The organism is Kutzneria sp. 744, assembly GCF_000568255.1.
Lineage (GTDB): Bacteria > Actinomycetota > Actinomycetes > Mycobacteriales > Pseudonocardiaceae > Kutzneria.
Window position 1 is genome coordinate 10330443 of sequence record NZ_KK037166.1, and the last position, 19034, is coordinate 10349476.

The 19034-nt window shown below is 69.3% G+C and carries 12 protein-coding genes and 2 pseudogenes; 12 read left to right on the forward strand and 2 right to left on the reverse strand.

Going from position 1 to position 19034, the window contains the following annotated elements; genetic code table 11:
- Positions 1 to 71: 71 nt before the first annotated feature.
- Together KUTG_RS46970 and KUTG_RS46975 are read right to left on the reverse strand one after the other, a co-directional pair.
- A complete protein-coding gene (locus tag KUTG_RS46970; RefSeq protein WP_043726402.1) occupies positions 72 to 3230 on the reverse strand; it encodes a family 43 glycosylhydrolase in 3159 nt (1052 codons plus the stop codon).
- Positions 3231 to 3368: 138 nt separating this feature from the next.
- Positions 3369 to 4351, reverse strand: a pseudogene (locus tag KUTG_RS46975) (LacI family DNA-binding transcriptional regulator).
- A gap of 160 nt (positions 4352 to 4511) precedes the next feature.
- Between KUTG_RS46975 and KUTG_RS46980 the strand changes: the two are divergent.
- The 12 genes and pseudogenes from KUTG_RS46980 to KUTG_RS47030 form a co-directional block, all read left to right on the forward strand.
- Positions 4512 to 5423, forward strand: a complete 912-nt coding sequence (locus KUTG_RS46980; RefSeq protein ID WP_084580666.1) for a carbohydrate ABC transporter permease — start codon at positions 4512 to 4514, stop codon at positions 5421 to 5423.
- A 2-nt stretch (positions 5424 to 5425) separates the two neighbouring features.
- A complete protein-coding gene (locus tag KUTG_RS46985; RefSeq protein WP_043726404.1) occupies positions 5426 to 6283 on the forward strand; it encodes a carbohydrate ABC transporter permease in 858 nt (285 codons plus the stop codon).
- 29 nt (positions 6284 to 6312) lie between these two features.
- Positions 6313 to 7644: an ABC transporter substrate-binding protein gene (locus KUTG_RS46990; RefSeq protein ID WP_052396266.1), complete on the forward strand. Its 1332-nt coding sequence runs from the start codon at positions 6313 to 6315 to the stop codon at positions 7642 to 7644.
- 23 nt (positions 7645 to 7667) lie between these two features.
- Positions 7668 to 8168 (forward strand): annotated as a pseudogene (locus KUTG_RS65545) (beta-galactosidase); the annotation flags it as partial.
- Positions 8169 to 8265: 97 nt separating this feature from the next.
- Positions 8266 to 9408 (forward strand): beta-galactosidase, encoded by a 1143-nt coding sequence (locus KUTG_RS65550; protein ID WP_304413689.1) that lies wholly within the window; start codon positions 8266 to 8268, stop codon positions 9406 to 9408.
- A gap of 12 nt (positions 9409 to 9420) precedes the next feature.
- Positions 9421 to 10428 (forward strand): glycoside hydrolase family 5 protein, encoded by a 1008-nt coding sequence (locus KUTG_RS47000; protein WP_043726405.1) that lies wholly within the window; start codon positions 9421 to 9423, stop codon positions 10426 to 10428.
- Between the two features lie 368 nt (positions 10429 to 10796).
- Positions 10797 to 13766, forward strand: a complete 2970-nt coding sequence (locus KUTG_RS47005) for a glycoside hydrolase family 2 TIM barrel-domain containing protein (protein WP_232241313.1) — start codon at positions 10797 to 10799, stop codon at positions 13764 to 13766.
- A gap of 66 nt (positions 13767 to 13832) precedes the next feature.
- Entirely contained in the window at positions 13833 to 15107 is a 1275-nt protein-coding gene (locus KUTG_RS47010; protein ID WP_043733200.1) for an ABC transporter substrate-binding protein, read from the forward strand.
- Complete coding sequence (locus KUTG_RS47015; RefSeq protein ID WP_052396267.1) at positions 15104 to 15988, forward strand: carbohydrate ABC transporter permease; 885 nt, start codon at positions 15104 to 15106, stop codon at positions 15986 to 15988. The genes KUTG_RS47010 and KUTG_RS47015 overlap by 4 nt, the downstream gene beginning before the upstream one ends.
- Positions 15985 to 16812 (forward strand): carbohydrate ABC transporter permease, encoded by an 828-nt coding sequence (locus KUTG_RS47020; RefSeq protein WP_043726408.1) that lies wholly within the window; start codon positions 15985 to 15987, stop codon positions 16810 to 16812. Before KUTG_RS47015 ends, KUTG_RS47020 begins: the two co-directional genes overlap by 4 nt.
- On the forward strand, positions 16809 to 17339 hold the full coding sequence (locus KUTG_RS62560) for a hypothetical protein (protein WP_043726409.1): 531 nt from the start codon (positions 16809 to 16811) through the stop codon (positions 17337 to 17339). Before KUTG_RS47020 ends, KUTG_RS62560 begins: the two co-directional genes overlap by 4 nt.
- A partial coding sequence (locus KUTG_RS47030; protein ID WP_084580668.1) for a DUF6807 family protein occupies positions 17336 to 19034 on the forward strand: 1699 nt, incomplete at its 3' end. The genes KUTG_RS62560 and KUTG_RS47030, both read left to right, overlap by 4 nt.

A 19034-nucleotide genomic window follows, 5' to 3' on the forward strand; every position in this document is an offset into this window, starting at 1 on the left:
CTCAGTTCTCGACGAGCTTACCTGTCGAGGTGGCCTCCTTCACGTCACCGACCGGGGTTCGAGGCCCGGGCTCAGTAGTACCGGTTGTGGCCGCAGTGTCCCGGCGAGATCCACTGCGGTTTGACACTTTCCAGCGTCGGCTTGACCGGGGCGATGGTGCCGTCCCGGTTGAAGACCAGCTTGTCGATGGTGGTCTCCCGGTGCGTGCCGTCCCCGCCGGGGATGGCGAACCGGTGGTAGGCGATGTACCAGTCGTCGGTGCCGGGCACCTGGAGCATCGAGCTGTGGCCGGTGCCCAGGATGCCGAGCTTGGGGTCCTTGCTCAGGATCACGCCGCGGTTGGTGAACGGCCCGGTCGGGCTGGCCGAGGTGGCGTAGCCGACCCGGTAGTTCTCGCTGCCGGTGTCGTCGATCGACCAGCTCAGGTAGTACGTACCCTGGCGCTCCACCATGAACATGCCCTCACGGAAGTCGGCCAGGCCGGTGAGGCGGGTGATCCGGGCCGGGTCGTAGGAGACCATGTCGGAGTTCAGCGGCACCACGTAGGCGTTCCCGTTGCCCCAGTACAGATAGGGCTGTCCACTGTGGTCGATGAACACCGCGGGGTCGATGGCCTGGCCGCCGTCGGGATTCGCGGCGATCAGGGGCTTGCCCGAGTCCTTGAACGGCCCGGTCGGCGAGTCGCCGACCGCGACGCCGATCTTGGCCTCGGCGCAGAAGTAGAAGTAGTACTTGCCGCCCCGCTCGGCGATCGTCGGCGCCCACGCGTTCTTGTCGGCCCAGCTCACGTCGGGGCCGAGGTCGAGCACCACGCCGCGATTGGTCCAGTTGACCAGGTCCTTGGACGACCAGGCTGAGAACTTGGTGCCGCCCCAGCCGGGAAAGCCGTCCGTGGTCGGGTAGATGTAGTACGTGTCGCCGAACGCCACGATGTTCGGGTCGGCGTTGAGCCCGGGCAGCACCGGGCTGCGCATCTCGTGCGCCTCGACCGTCCACACGCGACTGCCGCCCTTCGGCCCGGTGACGGTGTACGTCCTGGGCCGGCTCAGGTCCACGGGGCGGCCGTTGCCCGGCTCGATCCGCGAACCCGGTGCGAGCCCGAACTTCGGGGCCAGCCGGCGCAGGTCGGTGCCCGGCTGGACGGGCAGCACGACGGTGCCCGCGGTGCTGTCGATCACGGCCGGGGCCTTGAGCGAGGCCAGGTCGACGGAGCGGATCAGGGTGCTGTTCGACGGCAGCGCGGCGACGTCGTCACCGGACAGTGCCCGGTCGTAGAGGCGGACGTCCTTCATCTTGCCGGTGAAGTAGTTGTCCGCCGCGTACACCGAGCGGCCGAGGTAGTTCGCCGCCGTGAGGCCGCCGCCGATGTCCGACGGCTTGATCGTGGCGCTGGTGTTCCGGCCGACCTCGACCCCGTCCAGGTACAGCACCTCAACGCCGTTGCCGACGGTCAGGGTCAGGTTCTTCCAGACGCCGCGTGGCAGCGCGCCACTGGCGGGCGCCTGTTGTTCGGTGGCCCAGTTTCCGGTCGCGATCGCGCCGCGCAGGCCGCCGTCCGCGGTGCCGCCGGTGGCGAACAGGTAGCCGTCGCCGACGCCGGACGGCGCCGTATTGCCCAAGCCCCAGAGGAAGTACGGTGTCTGCTGCCGTGGATCGACGAGGACGTCGGCCGAGACCGTGGCGGCGTCGGCTCCGGTGAGCAGGTTGTTGGGCAGCTGGACATGGCCGTTCGTGCCGCCGAAGGACAGCGCGCCCCCGGACCAGGCGACGTCGCCGGCCAGTGCCCCGTCGTAGCCGTGACCGGTGGTGTCGGCCGCGACCAGGCCGGACTTCGCGTCCAGCGGCCAGTGGGCGACCAGGCCGTCGTGGTCGGCCTTGACCGGGGCCGGGGGAGCGGTCAGCCGGTTCAGTTCGGCCTGGGTGACCGGGAGAACGGTGCCGTGCCGCGGCGACGCCGGCAGATGGGCGCCGGTGGACATGGTCCACTTGCCCGAGTCGAGGTCGGTGGTCTCGAACGGCACGTAGCCGCGGCCGCCGTACTCGTCGATGAACAGGTACCACTTGTTCTCGGTGTTGGACTTGAAGCCGGTCGGTCCCTCGCCGGCGGACAGGCCGGGGCTGGTCGCGGTGGCCTTGCCGATGCACTCGGCGACGAAGTCGTAGTCCGGGTCGAGCAGGTCGGCAGCCTTCTGCTCCAGGATGTACTTGCTGCACGGCGAGGAGGACGAGTTGTTCCGCTCGTCCTTGGTGAACCGGTAGTAGTTGCCGCCGTTCTGGATCACCGTCGAGTCGATGACCGAGTAGCCGGGGTCGATCCACACCTTGGGCGCGCTGAAGGTGACGAAGTCGCGGGTGGTCGCGTACATCATGCGGTTGTAGCTGTCGCCGGTGTGGCCGGGGTCGTTGTCCGCGTACAGCTTGGACGCCCAGAAGACCACGTAGTCGCCGCGCTTGGCGTCCCAGAAGGCTTCCGGGGCCCAGGTGTTGCCGGCGCTCGGCGGCGCGACCTGCACGCTGCGCTGCCGCGACCAGTGGGTCAGGTCGTCGGACTCCCAGATCATGATCGACCGGCTGCCGGTGCGCTGCTCGGCGTCCCAGCCGCGGCCGCCGTTGATCTTCAGATCGGTGGCGAGCAGGTAGAACTTGTCGCCGTCGGGGGAGCGCATCACGAACGGGTCGCGCACGCCGAGTTCGCCGAGGCTGGACTTGAGCACCGGCTGCCCGTTGTTGAGCTCGCTCCAGTTCAGCGGGTCGTTGCCCTTGCTGGCGGCGGAGTAGATCTGTTCCCCGTTCGAGGTACCCTCGCCGGTGAAGTAGAAGAAGCTGTACCCCGCCAGCGGTTCCTTCGGCGGGAGCGGCGTGACGGTGGCGGCGAACCGCCGGCTGGCGCTGTCCCGTCCGAGCCGCACCGTCGCCGTCAGCGTGACCTTGGCCGGTTTGCCGCCCGCCGGGGGACGGGTGACCTCGCCGGTCGGCGTGATCACCTTGCGGTCGGACGACGTCCACGTGACGGAAGCGCCGTTCGGGCCGGCGGCGGGCAGGGTCAGGTTGCCGCGGACATCGTCGATGTTCGGCACGGACAGCGCGTTCGCCGCGTCGCGCACGGGTGAGTCGGCCTCGGTGTGGACGGCGGAACGTGGCGCCGCGTCGGCCATCCCTCCGCCGAGGGGAAGGACCGTGGCCGCCACGGCCAGCGCGACGCCGAGACGGCGTAACAGGGACAACTTCATCGTTGTGGTCTTCTTTCTCGCCGCGCGCCCTGGGATGACAGTTGTGTTAGCGCTAACACTCCGAGCGCACCTCGACATTAAGTTCCTGTTAGGTCGACGGTCAAGGCTCGAAGCCCGCGCTCACCCCGCCGGGGGTGATCACTTCGGCGGCGGTGCGGTGCTGGACCGGATGACGAGCTCGGTCGGGATGCGGACCGCGGCGGGTTCCCGACGATCGTTCGTGATCTCTCCGACCAGCGCGGCGACGGCGTGCCGGCCCACGTCGTCGAAGGACTGGCGCACGGTGGTGAGCGGGGGCCAGAAATGGGCGGCCTCGGCCATGTCGTCGAAGCCCACGACACTGACCTGGCCGGGCACGTCGCGGCCGGCCTCGTGCAGGGCCCGGATGAGACCGAGCGCCATCTGGTCGTTGGCGGCGAACACGGCGGTGACGGACGGATCCGCTGCGAGCCGCTGGCCGTGCGCGTAGCCGGACGCGGCGGACCAGTCGCCGACGAGCACGGGCGGCACGGGCCGGCCGGCCGCCTCCAGCACGGCCTGCCACGACTTGAGCCGGCGCTCCGCGGCGTAGGACTGGGGCGGGCCGGCGATGTGCCAGACGGTGCTGTGCCCCAACTCCAGTAGATGTCGGGTCGCGGAAGCGGCCCCTTCGGCCTGGTCGGTGTCGATCACCGGGGAGGGGTGCCGCGCGCTGGAGTCGATCACCACGACGGGCAGGCCCCGCGGCAGCTCGATCTCGTTGCGGTCCAGTTGGTGCTGTTCGATCAGGATGATCACGCCGTCCACGGCCTGCTCGCCCAGCCGGCTGAACGCCCCGGTGACCTCGCCCTGGGTGGACCTCGGCACGGTCATGAGCACGATCGAGAAGTCCTGGTCGACCACGGCGGCGGCGATGGCGTCCAGCGTCCGGCTGTTGCCGAAGGTGGACAGCGACGAGACGATCACGCCGATGGTGCGGAACCGCGGGAGAGGGCGCGGGCGGCGCTGTTGGGCCGGTAGCCAACGCGACGCATCGCCGCCAGCACGCGCTCGCGGGTGTCGGCGTCCACGTTCGACCGGCCGTTGGCCACCCGCGACACGGTCTGCCCGGAAACGCCGGCCTCCCGGGCCACATCGGCCATGGACGGCCCGCGCTGACCTGCACCGGGACTCTGTCGCACCGAACTCTCCCTGGTTTCCGCCCCTGGACATGTTTACGTCAACAGGTTAGCCTCGCCCAACTCATGTTGACGTAAACATCCGTGCCGGGTCGTCGATTCGGCGTTCGAAACCGGAGGGACGATGACGTCCACCGTGGGCCCACCCCGGATCAGGGTGGGCGCGGTCCGAGCGCGTGGTCGGCGCGGCTGGATCTTCGTCGCGCCGTTCGCGGTGGTGTTCGCGCTGACGTTCCTGGCCCCGCTGGTCTACGCCTTCGGCCTGAGCCTGTTCCGAGACCAGGCCTTCTTCGGCGGCACGGTGTTCGTCGGCCTCGGCAACTACACCCAGGCGCTGGCCGACGCCAACTTCTGGGACGCTTTCCTGCGCGTGCTGCTGTTCCTGGCCGTGCAGGTGCCGATCATGTTGCTGATGGCCCTGATCGCGGCCTTCGCGATCGACAGCGCCCGCCTGCACGCCGCCGGCTTCTTCCGGATGGTGATCTTCCTGCCGTACGCGGTGCCCGGCGTGGTCGCGGTCCTGATGTGGGGCTTCATCTACGGCGACCACTTCGGACTGGCGGCCGACCTGAACCACCTGCTCGGCCAGGACGCCGTGCAACCGTTGTCCGCCAACTGGATCCTCACGTCCATCGGCAACATCGTGACCTGGGAGTTCGTCGGCTACAACATGCTGATCTTCTACTCGGCGCTCAAGGTCGTGCCGCCGGACCAGATCGAGGCCGCCGCGATCGACGGCGCCGGCACGCTGCGCACGATCGTGAGCGTCAAGCTGCCGGCCATCCGCGGCGCGATCGTGGTCGCCACCATCTTCTCCATCATCGGCAGCTTCCAGCTGTTCAACGAGCCGAACATCCTCCGCTCGCTCGCGCCCAACGTGATCACCACCTACTTCACCCCGAACATGTACGCCTACAACCTGTCGTTCGCGGGCCAGCAGTACAACTACTCGGCCACGGTCGCGATCGTGATGGGCGTGATCACGGCGATCATCGCCTACGCCGTGCAGCTGCGCGGCCAGCGGAAGGAGCGGTGACCATGACCTCCGTGCTGCGTCCCCGCCGCTCTCGCACGCTGACCGCGGTGATGGCGCTCTACCTGCTCTACACGCTGATTCCGTTGGCGTGGCTGGTGATCAGCGCGACGAAGACCCAACCCGACCTGTTGTCGACGCCGGGCCTGTCCTTCGGCGGGGTCTTCGCCCTGTTCGACAACATCGGCCAGACGTTCACCTACGACAACGGGATCTTCCTGCGCTGGCTGGGCAACACCCTGCTCTACGTCGTGGTCGGCGCGGGCGGCGCGACCGTGCTGGCCACGGCCGCCGGCTACGGCCTGGCCAAGTACCGGTTCCGCGGCCGGCAGGCGGTGTTCGCCGTGGTGCTGGGCGCGATCGCGGTCCCGGGCACGGCGCTCGCCGTGCCGACCTTCCTGCTGTTCAGCCGGCTCGGCCTGATCGACACCCCGCTCGCGGTGATCATCCCGTCGCTGATCAGCCCGTTCGGGCTGTACCTGATCTGGGTGTACGCCGTCGACGCGATCCCGGACGAGATGATGGAGGCGGCCCGCATCGACGGCGCCGGCGAGATCCGCATCTTCCTCGCCGTCACACTGCGCCAGCTGGCGCCGGGCATCGTGACCGTGGCCCTGTTCGCGGTGGTGGCCACCTGGAACAACTACTTCCTGCCACTGATCATGCTCAGCGACCCGAACTGGTACCCGCTCACGGTCGGGCTCAACCAGTGGAACGCACAGGCCATCGGCGCCGCGGCGCAGCCGGTCTACCACCTGGTGATCACCGGCTCGGTGCTCACGATCATCCCGCTCGTGATCGCTTTCCTTTTCCTGCAACGGTTCTGGCAGTCCGGGCTGGCCGCGGGAAGCGTCAAGCAGTAACAGTCACCACGTCGCGAAGGAACCTCCCGATGGCACTATTCCGCCGCCACAGAGCAATTGCCGCGCTGGCGCTGGCCGCCGCGCTCGCCACCGCCTGCGGCTCGCCCGCCCAGGACACGGCCAAGGCCACCGGAACCCAGGACTCGGTCGACGCCGCGCTCAAGGCCGGCGGTTCGATCACCTACTGGACCTGGACGCCGTCGGCCAAGGCGCAGGTCGCCGCGTTCGAGCAGGAGTACCCGAACGTCAAGGTCAACCTGGTCAACGCCGGCACCGGCAAGGACCAGTACACCAAGCTGCAGAACGCGATCAAGGCCGGCTCCGGTGGTCCGGACGTGGTCCAGATCGAGTACCAGGCGCTGCCGCAGTTCGCGCTGCCCGGCTCGTTGGTCGACCTGAACCAGTACGGCTTCGGCGCGTTCCAGAAGGACTACACGGCCTCGACGTGGTCCAGTGTCACCGTCGGCAACGCGCTGTTCGGGTTGCCGCAGGACTCCGGCCCGATGGCGTTGTTCTACAACAAGGAGGACTTCGACAAGTACGGCATCGCCGTGCCGAAGACCTGGGACGAGTACCTGGACGCGGCCAAGAAGCTGCATGCCGCCGACCCGACCAAGTTCATCACCTCCGACACCGGCGACCCCGGCTTCACCACCAGCATGATCTGGCAGGCCGGCGGCCACCCGTTCAGCACGGACGGCCGCAACGTCAAGATCAACCTGAATGATCAGGGCGCGCAGAAGTGGACCAAGGTCTGGGACCAGCTGGTCCAGGGCAAGCTGCTGTCCACGGTCAAGGGCTGGAGCGACGACTGGTACCGGGAGCTGGGCGACGGCACGATCGCCACCCTGGTCACCGGCGCCTGGATGCCCGGCGTGTTCAAGTCCTCGGTGACCGCGGGCAGCGGCAAGTGGGCGGTCGCCCCGATGCCGACCTACGACGGCCAGCCGGTCAGCGCGGAGAACGGCGGCAGCGCGCAGTCGGTGCTCAAGCAGAGCTCGAATCCGGCGCTGGCCGCGGCGTTCGTGCGCTGGCTCAACCACGGCAACGGCATCAAGCCGTTCATCGCCAGCGGCGGTTTCCCTTCCACCACCGCGGATCTGAACTCGCCGGCGTTCCTGAACGCCGCCGACCCGTACTTCGGCGGCCAGCAGGTCAACCAGGTGCTGACCGCAGCCAGCGGCGCGGTGGCCAAGGGCTGGAGCTATCTGCCGTACCAGCTCTATGCCAACACCATCTTCGTCGACACCGTCGGCAAGTCCTATCTCGACGGCACGGCCATCGGCGGTGGACTGAAGGCCTGGCAGGCCTCGCTCGTCGACTACGGCAACCAGCAGGGTTTCACCGTCAGCGCGGGCTGACCTGACCGGAGGCGCGACCACGCATGGCTGAGTTCGCCATCGGCGACACCGACTTCCTGCTCGACGGGCAACCGTTCCGGATCCTTTCCGGTGCGCTGCACTACTTCCGGGTGCACCCCGGGCAGTGGGCGGACCGGATCGACAAGGCCCGGCGGATGGGTCTGAACACCGTCGAGACGTACGTGCCGTGGAACGCCCACGCGCCCGAACGCGGCACGTTCGACCTGTCCGGCGGTCTCGATCTGGACCGGTTCCTCGGCCTGATCGCGGACGCGGGCCTGCACGCCATCGTGCGGCCCGGTCCGTACATCTGCGCCGAGTGGGACAACGGCGGCCTGCCCACGTGGCTGCCGGGCGACCCCCGCACCTCCGAGCCCCGCTACCTCGACGCCGTTCGTGAGTACCTGGACCAGGTGTACGAAGTGGTTGTGCCGCACCAGGTCGATCGGGGCGGTCCGGTGCTGCTGGTCCAGATCGAGAACGAGTACGGGGCGTACGGCAGTGACGAGCGTTACCTCGCCGAGCTCGCCCGGCACACCCGCGAAGCGGGCATCACCGTGCCACTGACCACAGTGGACCAGCCGGTGGACAGCATGCTCGCGGCCGGCGGTCTCGACGGGCCTGCACCGCACGGCGTCGTTCGGTTCCCGCGCCGCCGAACGGCTTGCGACCCTGCGCGTCCACCAACCCACCGGCCCGCTCATGTGCAGCGAGTTCTGGTGCGGCTGGTTCGACCACTGGGGCGCGCACCACCACACGACGAGCGTCGAGGAGTCCGCGGCGGAGTTGGACGCGCTGCTGGCGGCCGGCGCCTCGGTCAACATCTACATGTTCCACGGCGGCACCAACTTCGGCCTGACCAACGGGGCCAACGACAAGGGCACGTACCAGCCGATCGTCACCTCGTACGACTACGACGCGCCGTTGGACGAGGCCGGCAACCCCACGGCCAAGTACCACGCGTTCCGGGACGTCATCGCCCGGTACCACAAGGTGCCCGACAGCGTGCCGCCGCCGGCGCAGCCGCTGCCGACGCCGGTCACGTCCCTGCACGAACCGTTCCCGCTGCTGGCTGTGTCGGGGCACTGGGGACAGTGGCCGACACTGCCCGCCTTCGACGACCTGACACCGGTTCCCCGCTTGATGTTAGCGCGCACGCGGATCGCCAGCCATGAGCCGGGGGTGCTGGTGTTCGGCGAGATTCGGGACCGGGTCACGGTTTTCCTCGACGACGTGCGGCTGGGCACGCTGTTGCGGGAGCATCACGACGAGGCCGTCGGGATGCCGGTGACCAGCGGTGAACTGACGCTGCTGATCGAGGACCTCGGCCGCGTGGACTACGGCCCTCGGCTCGGCGAACCCAAGGGGATCATGGACGGCGTCAGCCTGAACGGGCGGGCGCTGGCCGGTTGGGACGTGCTCCCGATCGACGCCGCGACGCTGCCGGACCGCTGTCCCGGCAGCGTCGACGGCCCGGCCGTCACCGGGCCGCTGGCCGGACCGGTGCTGGTCCGCGGCCGGCTGACGGTCGCCGACTCGACGGACCTGTTCCTCGACACCGCCGGGTGGGGCAAGGGAATGGTCTGGTTCAACGGGTTCCTGCTCGGCCGCTACTGGCGCCGCGGGCCGCAGCGAACGCTCTACGTGCCCGCACCGCTGGTCCGGGCCGGCGCCAACGACGTTGTCGTGCTCGAACTCGACACGATGATCGACCCCGTGGTCCGCTGCGCCCCGCACGCGCGCCTCGGCCACACCGAAGCCTGAGGAAGGTCGACAATGAGCTCAACGTTGCGTCGCCGGCTCGCCGCGGTCTGCTGTGCCGTCGGCGTCGCCGGCGCGATGGTCGCCAGCGCTCCGGCCGCCGGCGCCGCCACCACCAGTGAGTTCCGCGGCGTCAACTGGGCCGACCCTCGCGACAACTACGCCGCCGACGCGGTGGTGCCGTCCGGTCTGTCCACATCGGACAGCTACGCCACCACCTACGCCAAGGCCAGCGCGGTGATCAGCCAGTTCCGGGCCAAGGTCGGCGCCAACACCGTGCGCCTGCCGGTGAACCCGGCCTCGGTCAACGGCCCGTTCTGGCAGTCCTACACCGCAGCCGTCGACGCCGCCACGGCCAAGGGCTTCAAGGTCATCCTGGGCTACTGGGAGTCGCCGACCGCCAAGGACGGCCGGATCGACGACCAGTCCACGTTCGCCGCCATGTGGCAGCGCATCACCACGCGGTTCGCGATCTACCCCAACGTCTACTTCGAGCCGATGAACGAGCCGTTCGGCTACAGCACCCAGGAATGGACTGGCGTCGTCGCCTCCTGGCTGTCGACCTACTGGTACGTGCCGCGGTCCCGGGTCGTGGTCGACGGCACCGGCTACGCCGACGACGTCAAGGCGGTGTGCGCCGACAACCGCCTGGCCGGCACCCATCTCGCCCTGCACTTCTACGGCTTCTGGCACAGCACGTGGACCGACCCGCGGCAGTGGCTCGCCGACTTCGACCAGCGGCTCGGCACCTGCTCCGGCCGGACGATCCTGGACGAGTTCGGCGCGAGCATGACCACCGGGCTGAACTACAACGGACCGATCAACGGCTCCAACGAGATCGCCTACCTCCAGTCCGTCACCACCCGGCTGCGCGAGCTGCACATGGGCTCGGTCTACTGGCCCGGTCTGCGCACGGGCGACACCTACTCCCTCACCGCGCTCCACGGCACCGGCACCGCGCTGTCGCTGACCGTCACCAACGGCAGTGGCGCCGACCGCCTGGCCAGGGCGTGGGGCCGGTGAGCGCGGCGGCGATCCGGTAGGGACCAGGCCTCCGGTTCGCGCGCCTGGCTCCACCTTCACCGCTTTGGCTGCCCGGCCAAGGGAAAGCCACACCGGCGTCGACGAGGAGCCTGTTCGCGCAGATCTCCGGGGCCGACACCTGTACTGAACGCAAGTGCCCCTACAGCTGGCCGGTCGGCCGGCGCGCGGCGACCGCGCGCCGGCCCGGCGCCGTGGTCGCTGACGACCGGCCGAGCTGCACGGCGCTGTCGAATATCGTCGAATATCGACGGTTCGTTGACAGTGCCGCGAAAGCACGGGCAGCATGACTCGCTGTTCCGGAAGGCAGGGGGCTCATGTTCACCTCAGGTAAGCGCTTTCTTGCGGCGGTGGCAACGGTTCTGCTCGGCCTGACGACGGCGGGCACGCCCGTGGTCGCGGCACCGGCTCAGGCCGGCGAACGAACCGTCGACTTCGACCACGGCTGGCGCTTCGCCCTGGTGAACACCACGGGAGCGGACGCGCCCGAGCCGGCGGCCACCGATTCGTCCTGGCGATCGGTGGACCTGCCACACGACTGGAGCATCGGCCTCGACCCCACCGCCGGCCCGAACACGACCGCCGGCACCGGGTACCTGCCCGGCGGACTCGGTTGGTACCGCAAGACGTTCACGTTGCCGAGTTCGATGGCGGGCAAGAAGCTGTCGATCGAATTCGACGGCGTGTACATGGACTCCTCGGTGTACTTCAACGGGAAGCCGATCGGCACGCACGCCTACGGCTACACCGGGTTCAACCTCGACCTGACGGCGCTCGCGCACACCGACGGCCACACGCCGAACGTGCTCGACGTGAAGGTGCGCAACCAGGTGCCGAGCAGCCGTTGGTACTCGGGCAGCGGCATCTACCGCGACGTGCACCTCGTGGCCACCGACCCGGTGCACATTGCCCGGCACGGCACCTTCGTCACCACCCCGAATCTGGCCGGCACGATCAAGTCCGGCTACGCGACCGTGCACGTGGACACGACGGCGGTCAGCGAGTCCGGCGACAGCCCGGCCCAGCTGGCGGTCACGGTGCGGGATGCCGCCGGCAGGCCGGTGACCAGCAGGTCCGGTGACGTCAGACTGGGCAGGAACGCTGCTACCACGGGGCTGGACCTGCGTCTGGACCATCCGAACCTGTGGTCGACCGACACCCCCTATCTCTACACGGTGGACACCACACTGTCCGTCGGCGGCCGGGTGGTCGACGAGACCAGCACCACGTTCGGCGTGCGCTGGTTCACCTTCGACGCCGACCAGGGCTTCTCCCTCAACGGCACGGCGATGAAGCTGCACGGCGTCGACATGCACCACGATCTCGGCGCGCTCGGGTCCGCCATCGACCTGGACGCGGTGCGCCGGCAGATGCGGATCATGAAGAGCATGGGCGTGAACGCGCTGCGCACCTCGCACAACCCGCCGTCGCCGCAGATGCTGCAGGTGTGCGAGGAACTGGGCATCGTCGTGATGGACGAGGCCTTCGACACCTGGCGCACCCCCAAGGTGCGGTACGACTACGGCCGCTTCTTCGACGCCAACAGCGACGCCGACGTCACCGAGATGGTCAACGCCGCCAAGAACTCGCCGGCGGTGGTCATGTGGTCCATCGGCAACGAGATCCCCGACTCCACCTCGGTCACGATCGGTGTGCCGATCGCGAAGCGGCTCATCGCGGACGTCCGCGCCGCCGACCCGACCCGGCCGATCGTGATGGGCTCGGACAAGTACCGTACGGTGCCGGCAAACGGCTCGGCCCAGGACCAGATCCTGCGGATGCTGGACGGTCTCGGCCTGAACTACAACACGGCCGCCTCCGTGGACGCGTTGCACGCCAAGTACCCGACCAAGTTCCTGTTCGAGTCGGAGTCCTCCTCGGAGACCTCGACCCGGGGCGCCTACGACAGCCCGGACCAGCTCAACTCCGGTGAGAACTACACGCCGGGCCGGCGGACGGCGTCCTCGTACGACAACAACCTGGCGTCGTGGACGATGAGCGGGCAGTACTCGCTGAAGAAGGACCGGGACCGCCGGTTCTTCGCCGGCCAGTTCCTGTGGTCGGGCTTCGACTACATCGGCGAGCCGACCCCGTTCGACGACGTGTTCCCGGTGAAGTCCTCGTTCTTCGGCGCGGTCGACACCGCCGGCTTCCCCAAGGACCAGTACTACCTGTTCCGCAGCCAGTGGAGCGCCGATCCGATGGTGCACCTGGTCCCGATGAACTGGACCGACCACCGGCCGGGCGAGCCGGTGACGGTGTGGGCCTACAGCAACGCCGACACGGTGGAGCTGTACCTCAACGGCAAGTCCCTCGGCGTACGCAAGTTCGACCAGAAGACGACGGCCGACGGCCGGCAGTACCTGGAGACCACCGAGGCCACCGGGGACGACAAGACCGTCACCGGCGGGCCGCATCCGGGCAGTTACACCAGCCCGAACGGCAGCGCCGGCAAGCTCAATCTCACGTGGACGGTGCCGTTCGCTCCCGGCCAGCTCGTGGCGGTGGCCAAGCGCGGCGGCGTGGAGGTCGCCCGTGACGAGCTGCGGACGGCCGGCGCACCGGCGGCGATTCGGCTGAGCGCGGACCGCGGGAGCTCACTTTCCTTCGTCACGGCCGAGGTCGTCGACGCGAACGGCGTGACCGTGCCCGACGCCGACAACGAGTTGACCTTCCACGCGTCCGGCGGCCAGCTCGTCGGTCTCGACAACGGGCAACAGGAGAGCGCCGAGAACTACCAGTCCAGTTCGCGGGCGGCGTTCAACGGCAAGGCGCTGGCCATGGTCCGGGGTCCGCTGAGCCTGACGGTGACCTCGCCAGGTCTGCTCTCCGGCTCGCTGAACGGGAATCCGTCGACCGCGGGGCCCGCCGTCAAGGCGAGTCCGGGTGCGGACGCCAGCTTCTCCGGCGCTCCGAACACCCTGCCCGCCGCGATGCTGGACGGCGTCACCACCAGTGGCGGCTGGTCGAACTACTACAGCAAGGCCGCCACCGCGCTGCTGCCGGCCGTGAGTAAGGCCCACGCGAGCGACTGGGTTTCCGAGTCGTGGTCCGCGACCCGCCGCGTCGGTGAGCTCGGGGCCTACTTCACGGTGGACGCGGTGCATTCGCTGCCGGCATCGATCCAGGTGTCCTGGTGGGACGGCCGGGCCTTCGTGCCGGTGACCAACCCGAAGATCACCTGGGCCGCCGGCTCCGACCGACCGACGCGGGTCGCCTTCGATCCGGTGTCCACCACGAAGATCCGGCTGGACCTCGCGAGCAGCCATCCCGGCGCCGGCAACGGGTTCCTGCAGATCGCCGAGCTGACGGCCGGCTGACCGCGGCACTGCGGCGGCCCCTGGGTCGCTCACCGAGATTGAAACGATTCAACGAGAGGTGTGGCCATGCTCGAACGGCTGTCCCGGGGTTGTGTCAGAGCGGTGGTGGCGGCCACCGTCGTGGCGGCGGCCGCCACGACGCTGACCGCGTGCGGCGGCGAGTCGGGCGGCCCGACGACGCTGCGCTTCGTATGGTGGGGCAACGAGGACCGGGCCACCGCCACCAAGGCCGCGGTGGCCCAGTTCGAGAAGCTGCACCCCGACATCAAGGTCGAGACCGAGTACAGCGGCTACGACGCGTACTTCCAGAAGCTGTCCACCCAGGTCGCGGGCGGCGCCGGGCCGGACCTGATGCAGCTGGACCGCGCCACCATCGGCGAGTACGAGCACCGACACGTGCTGGCCGACCTCGCCGGCATGTCGCTGCACCTCGACAAGATCGACGCCAACCTGCTGGCCGGTGGCAAGGTCGACGGCGGCCAGTACGCCGTGCCGGCCGGCCAGACCACCCAGATGCTGGTGCTAGACCCGGCGAAATTCACCGCAGCCGGCGTGACCGTGCCGACCGCGAAGGGCCAGAGCTGGACCTGGGCGCAGTTCACCGACGCGATCACCAAGGTCGGCGCGACCGGCGTGGCCGGCACCACCGACTTCGGCTGGGCCATCGACTGGTTCGAGGTGTGGCTGCACCAGCACGGCAAGTCCCTCTACACCGCGGGCAAGCTCGGCTTCGACGCGAACGACCTCCAGACCTTCTGGACGCTGACCGGGTCGCTGCGTGACCGCAAGGGCGTCACGCCTGCGACCGCGACGACCAAGATGGACGGTTCCACGCAGAACTCGGCGCTGGTGGGCAAGCAGTCCGCGTCGGAGATCAATTACGACTCCAGCCTCACGGGCTACCTGTCCTCCTACGGCGCGCAGCTGGCCGCCGCGCCGCTGCCCAGCGATGGCAAGGACACCGGCATGGCCGCGATGCCGCCGGTCTCGTTCGCCGTCTCGCAGCGCTCCAGCCACAAGGACGCGGCGGCGAAGCTGCTCGACTTCCTCGTCAACGACCCGGACGCCGGCAAGATCCTCGGCGCCACCCGTGGCCTGCCGCCGAACCAGGACATCCGCACCCAGGTGTGCGGCGCGGCGACCGGCGCGAACAAGGCGGTGTGCGACTACGAGGCCGCGCAGCGGGACAAGGTCGGGCCGGCCTTCGGGGCGTGGCCCACCGGGTCGTCGGCGATCAAGCGGGACTTCCAGCGTACCTACGACGACGTCATCTTCGGCCGGATCAGTGCCTCCGACGGCGCGAAGCGTGTCGTGCAGAACGCCCAGAACTCGTTGTCGTGAGGCGCACCCAGGGGGCGGCGTACCTGTTCCTGTCGCCGTGGATCATCGGCGCGACGCTGCTGACGGTCGGCCCGATGCTCGCCTCGCTGTACCTGTCGCTCACCGACTACGACCTGTTCGACCCGCCGAAGTGGCTCGGCCTGGACAACTACCGGGTCATGTTCACCGAGGACGACCGGTTCTGGGCGGCGGTCGGCACCACCGCCCGGTACGTGCTGTTCTCCGTGCCGCTCAAGCTCGTTCTCGCGCTGGCCGTCGCGCTGCTGCTGAACCGGCCGCGGCGCGGCAGCGGGCTGTACCGGTCGGCGTTCTACGCGCCGTCGCTGCTCGGCGCGAGCGTGAGCCTGGCGCTGGTGTGGCGGGCGATGTTCGCCAGCGGCGGCACCGTCGACCGCGTGCTCGCGGCGGTGGGCATCACCACCGGCGGCTGGGTGGACCAGCCTCAGTACGCCCTGTTGGCCCTGGTCGCGCTGGCGGCCTGGCAGTTCGGTGCGCCGATGGTCATCTTTTTGGCCGGCCTCAAGCAGATTCCCCGTGAGCTGTACGAGGCCGCCGCGATCGACGGCGCGGGGCCGCTGCGGCGGCTGGTGAGCGTCACGCTGCCGATGCTGTCGCCGGTCATCCTGTTCAACCTGGTGCTGGAGACCATCCACGCGTTCCAGGCGTTCACCGGCGCCTTCGTGGTCAGCAGCGGGCGCGGCGGCCCGAGCGACTCGACCCTGCTCTACACGCTCTACCTCTACCAGCGGGGATTCACCGACTTTCGCATGGGTTACGCCTCGGCGATGGCGTGGGTGCTGCTGGTCGTCGTCGCCGGCGTCACCCTGCTGTTGTTCCGGGGCGCGCGTGGCTTGGTGTTCTACGCGGGGGAGGACCGATGACACGCAGGCTGGTGTGGCATGTCTTCGTCGTCCTGGTGCTGGTGGTGCTGCTGTACCCGGTGATCTGGCTGGTGAGCACGTCGTTCAAGCCGGCGCAGGAGGTGCTGTCCGGTCTCGCGTTGCTGCCGAAGGCACCCACGGGGGACAACTACGCCCAGGTGTTCGCCGGCGTGGGCGGGTTCAGTGTGTGGCACTACCTCGGCAACTCCCTGCTGGTGTCGGCCGGGGCCGTGCTGGGCAACGTGATCTCGTGCTCGCTGGCCGCGTATGCCTTCGCCCGTCTGCACTTTCGCGGTAGGGGGCCGATGTTCGGCTTCATGATGGGCACGATCATGCTGCCCCAGCACGTCGTGCTGATCCCGCAGTACATCATCTTCCAGAAGCTGGGCATGGTCGACACGTTCTGGCCGCTGGTGCTGCCGAAGTTCCTGGCCACGGATGCCTTTTTCGTGTTCCTGATGGTGCAGTTCATCCGTGGCCTGCCGCGCGAGCTCGACGAGGCCGCCACGCTGGACGGCTGCGGGCCGGTGGGCACGTTCCGGCACGTGGTGCTGCCGCTGCTGCGGCCGGCGCTGGTCACCACCGCGATCTTCACGTTCATCTGGACCTGGAACGACTTCTTCAGCCAGATCATCTACCTCAACGACCCGAGCCGGTTCACCCTGCCGCTGGCGCTGCAGATCTTCGTCGACCAGAGCACGCAGTCGGCCTACGGGCCCATGTTCGCCATGTCCGTGCTCGCGCTGGTGCCGATCGGACTGTTCTTCCTGGCATTCCAACGGCTTTTGGTGGAGGGCGCGGCGACGTCGGGGCTGAAGGGATGACGCGGTCACTGGGGCTGTTCGCGGAGGTCGCGCTGATCGGCGTGCTGGTGTGCGTCGCGTCCGCGCCGCTGGTGACGTCGCTCGGCGCGGTGGCGGCGGGGTCGGCGCTGTTGGGCGAACTTCTCGAGGAAGGCCGGACGCCCACGGTCGGTCGCTTCGTGTCGTTGCTGGGGCGGGCGTTGCGTGATCCGGTGGCGCTGCTGGTGCCGGCCGTTCTTCTCGCCGTCGGTGCGGTAGACGTGGTGGCGTTGCTGGCCGGTGTTCCCGGCGGCCCGCTGATCGGACTGGCCCTGCTGGCGGTCTCCGTCGTGGTGGTGCGCGGTGCCGCGCGGTGGATACCCGGCACGTCATGGGCCGGGCTGCTGGCCGACCCGCTTCCGTTGCGGGACTGGCGGGGCAGCGCGTTGGTGGCCGCCGCGCTGGTGGTGCTGGCGATTGTTGTCGCGCAGGCACCGGCGTTTGTCGTGCTGGCGCCTGGCTTGCTCGTGCTGTCGACGGCGGCCGTGGCCCGCAGGCGTACGCGATGAGGCCGCGGGTGGTCTTGGCCGGCGCCTCCGGTTACGGCCGCAGCTACCTCAGGCAACTCGTCGACCTCGACGCAGCCGGCCGGCTCCGGTTCGTCGGGGTGTGCGAGGTGAATCCGTTGGACCACGAGGGAAGGCTTCTGGTCGGCGCCCGACCCGTCGACACCGAGCTGGGACGGTTGCTCGCCGCCACCGGCGCCGACATCGGAATCGTCGCCACACCGATCCCCACGCACGTTCCTCTCGCGCACCAGGTCCTCGACGCGGGGGCGCATCTGCTGTTGGAGAAGCCGCCGACGATGACGTTGGGGGACTGGAACCGGCTCGTCACGCGAGTGGGGGAGGCCGGGGTCGCCTGCCAGATCGGCTTCCAGAGCCTGGGATCGCAGGCGTTCACGCGCCTCGCTTCGCTCATTCGCGACGGCGAGTTGGGCATCGTGACCGGAATCGGGGTGCGCGGCCGGTGGAGGCGCCCCGACGACTACTACCGGCGCGCATCGTGGGCCGGCCGGCGTGAGCTCGGGGACGGCGCGCTGGCCAATCCCTTCGCACACGGCATCGCCACGGCGCTCGAACTGGACGGCAGCACCGGTGTCCTCGACGTGCCGTCGATCGAGCTGGAGTTGTTCCGTGCCAGGGACATCAACGCCGACGACACCTCCTGTCTGCGGCTGCGGACCGGGCGTGGCACGACCGTCGTCATCGCGGTGACCCTGTGCGCCGAGGACGAGGAGGAACCGGTGCTGATCGTGCACGGCACCGCGGGCCGCGCGGAGCTGCACTACACCCTCAACCGGCTGGTCCGGCCAGGGCGCACGGAGGACTTCGGCTGCGTGTCCCCGTTGGAGAATCTCTTGGCGCACCTGGCGGATCCGGCCGTGCCGTTGCAGTCGCCGGTGCAGCGTTGCGGCGGGTTCACGCGGGTGCTGGAGACGATCCGCACCGCCCCCGATCCACTGCCGATCGGCCCGGAAAACGCGCGCCGACGGGGCGAGTATGTCGACGTGGTCGGTGTCGACGCCGTGGTCGGCCTGGCCGCGGAGGAGTTGCGCACCTTCTCCGAACTCGAGGCGCCGTGGGTGACCGGCCTGCTCAAGGACGTGACGGAGTACGGCTGGGACAAAGTGTCCCTGCCGCAGGTGGTCCCTCGGCCCGCACTGCACCCGGTGCGGACCCTGCACGGCACCGTGGTCACCGCCGAGCACCCCGAGGATCACCGCTGGCACCGCGGGATCGGGCTGGCGCTGCCGGACGTCAACGGGGTCAACCTGTGGGGCGGTCCGACCTATCGTCGTGGCCTCGGCTACGTCGAGGGGGAGTTGGGGCAGGTGCGCGAGATCGAACCGGACGTGGTCGAGTGGTGCGACGCCGCAGGCAACGGACTCCTGCGGGAACGACGCCGAATCGAGCTCCGGCCGCACACCGCCGGCTGGGAGTTGGTGTGGCACAGCGTGTTGTCGGCCGAGACCGACGTGGTGCTGAACAGCCCCGGCAGCAACGGTCGACCCGGAGCCGGCTACGGCGGCTGGTTCTGGCGGCTGCCGACGGTCGACCCCGGCCTCGTGGAAGTGTTCACCCCCGACGCTTACGGCGAGGATCAGGTGAACGGTGCCCGCGCGGAATGGCTCGCCGTCGTGGTGCACGATCCCGACGCGCCCTGGACCGCCGTGCTGTCCGGCCCGGACGACCCGTGGTTCG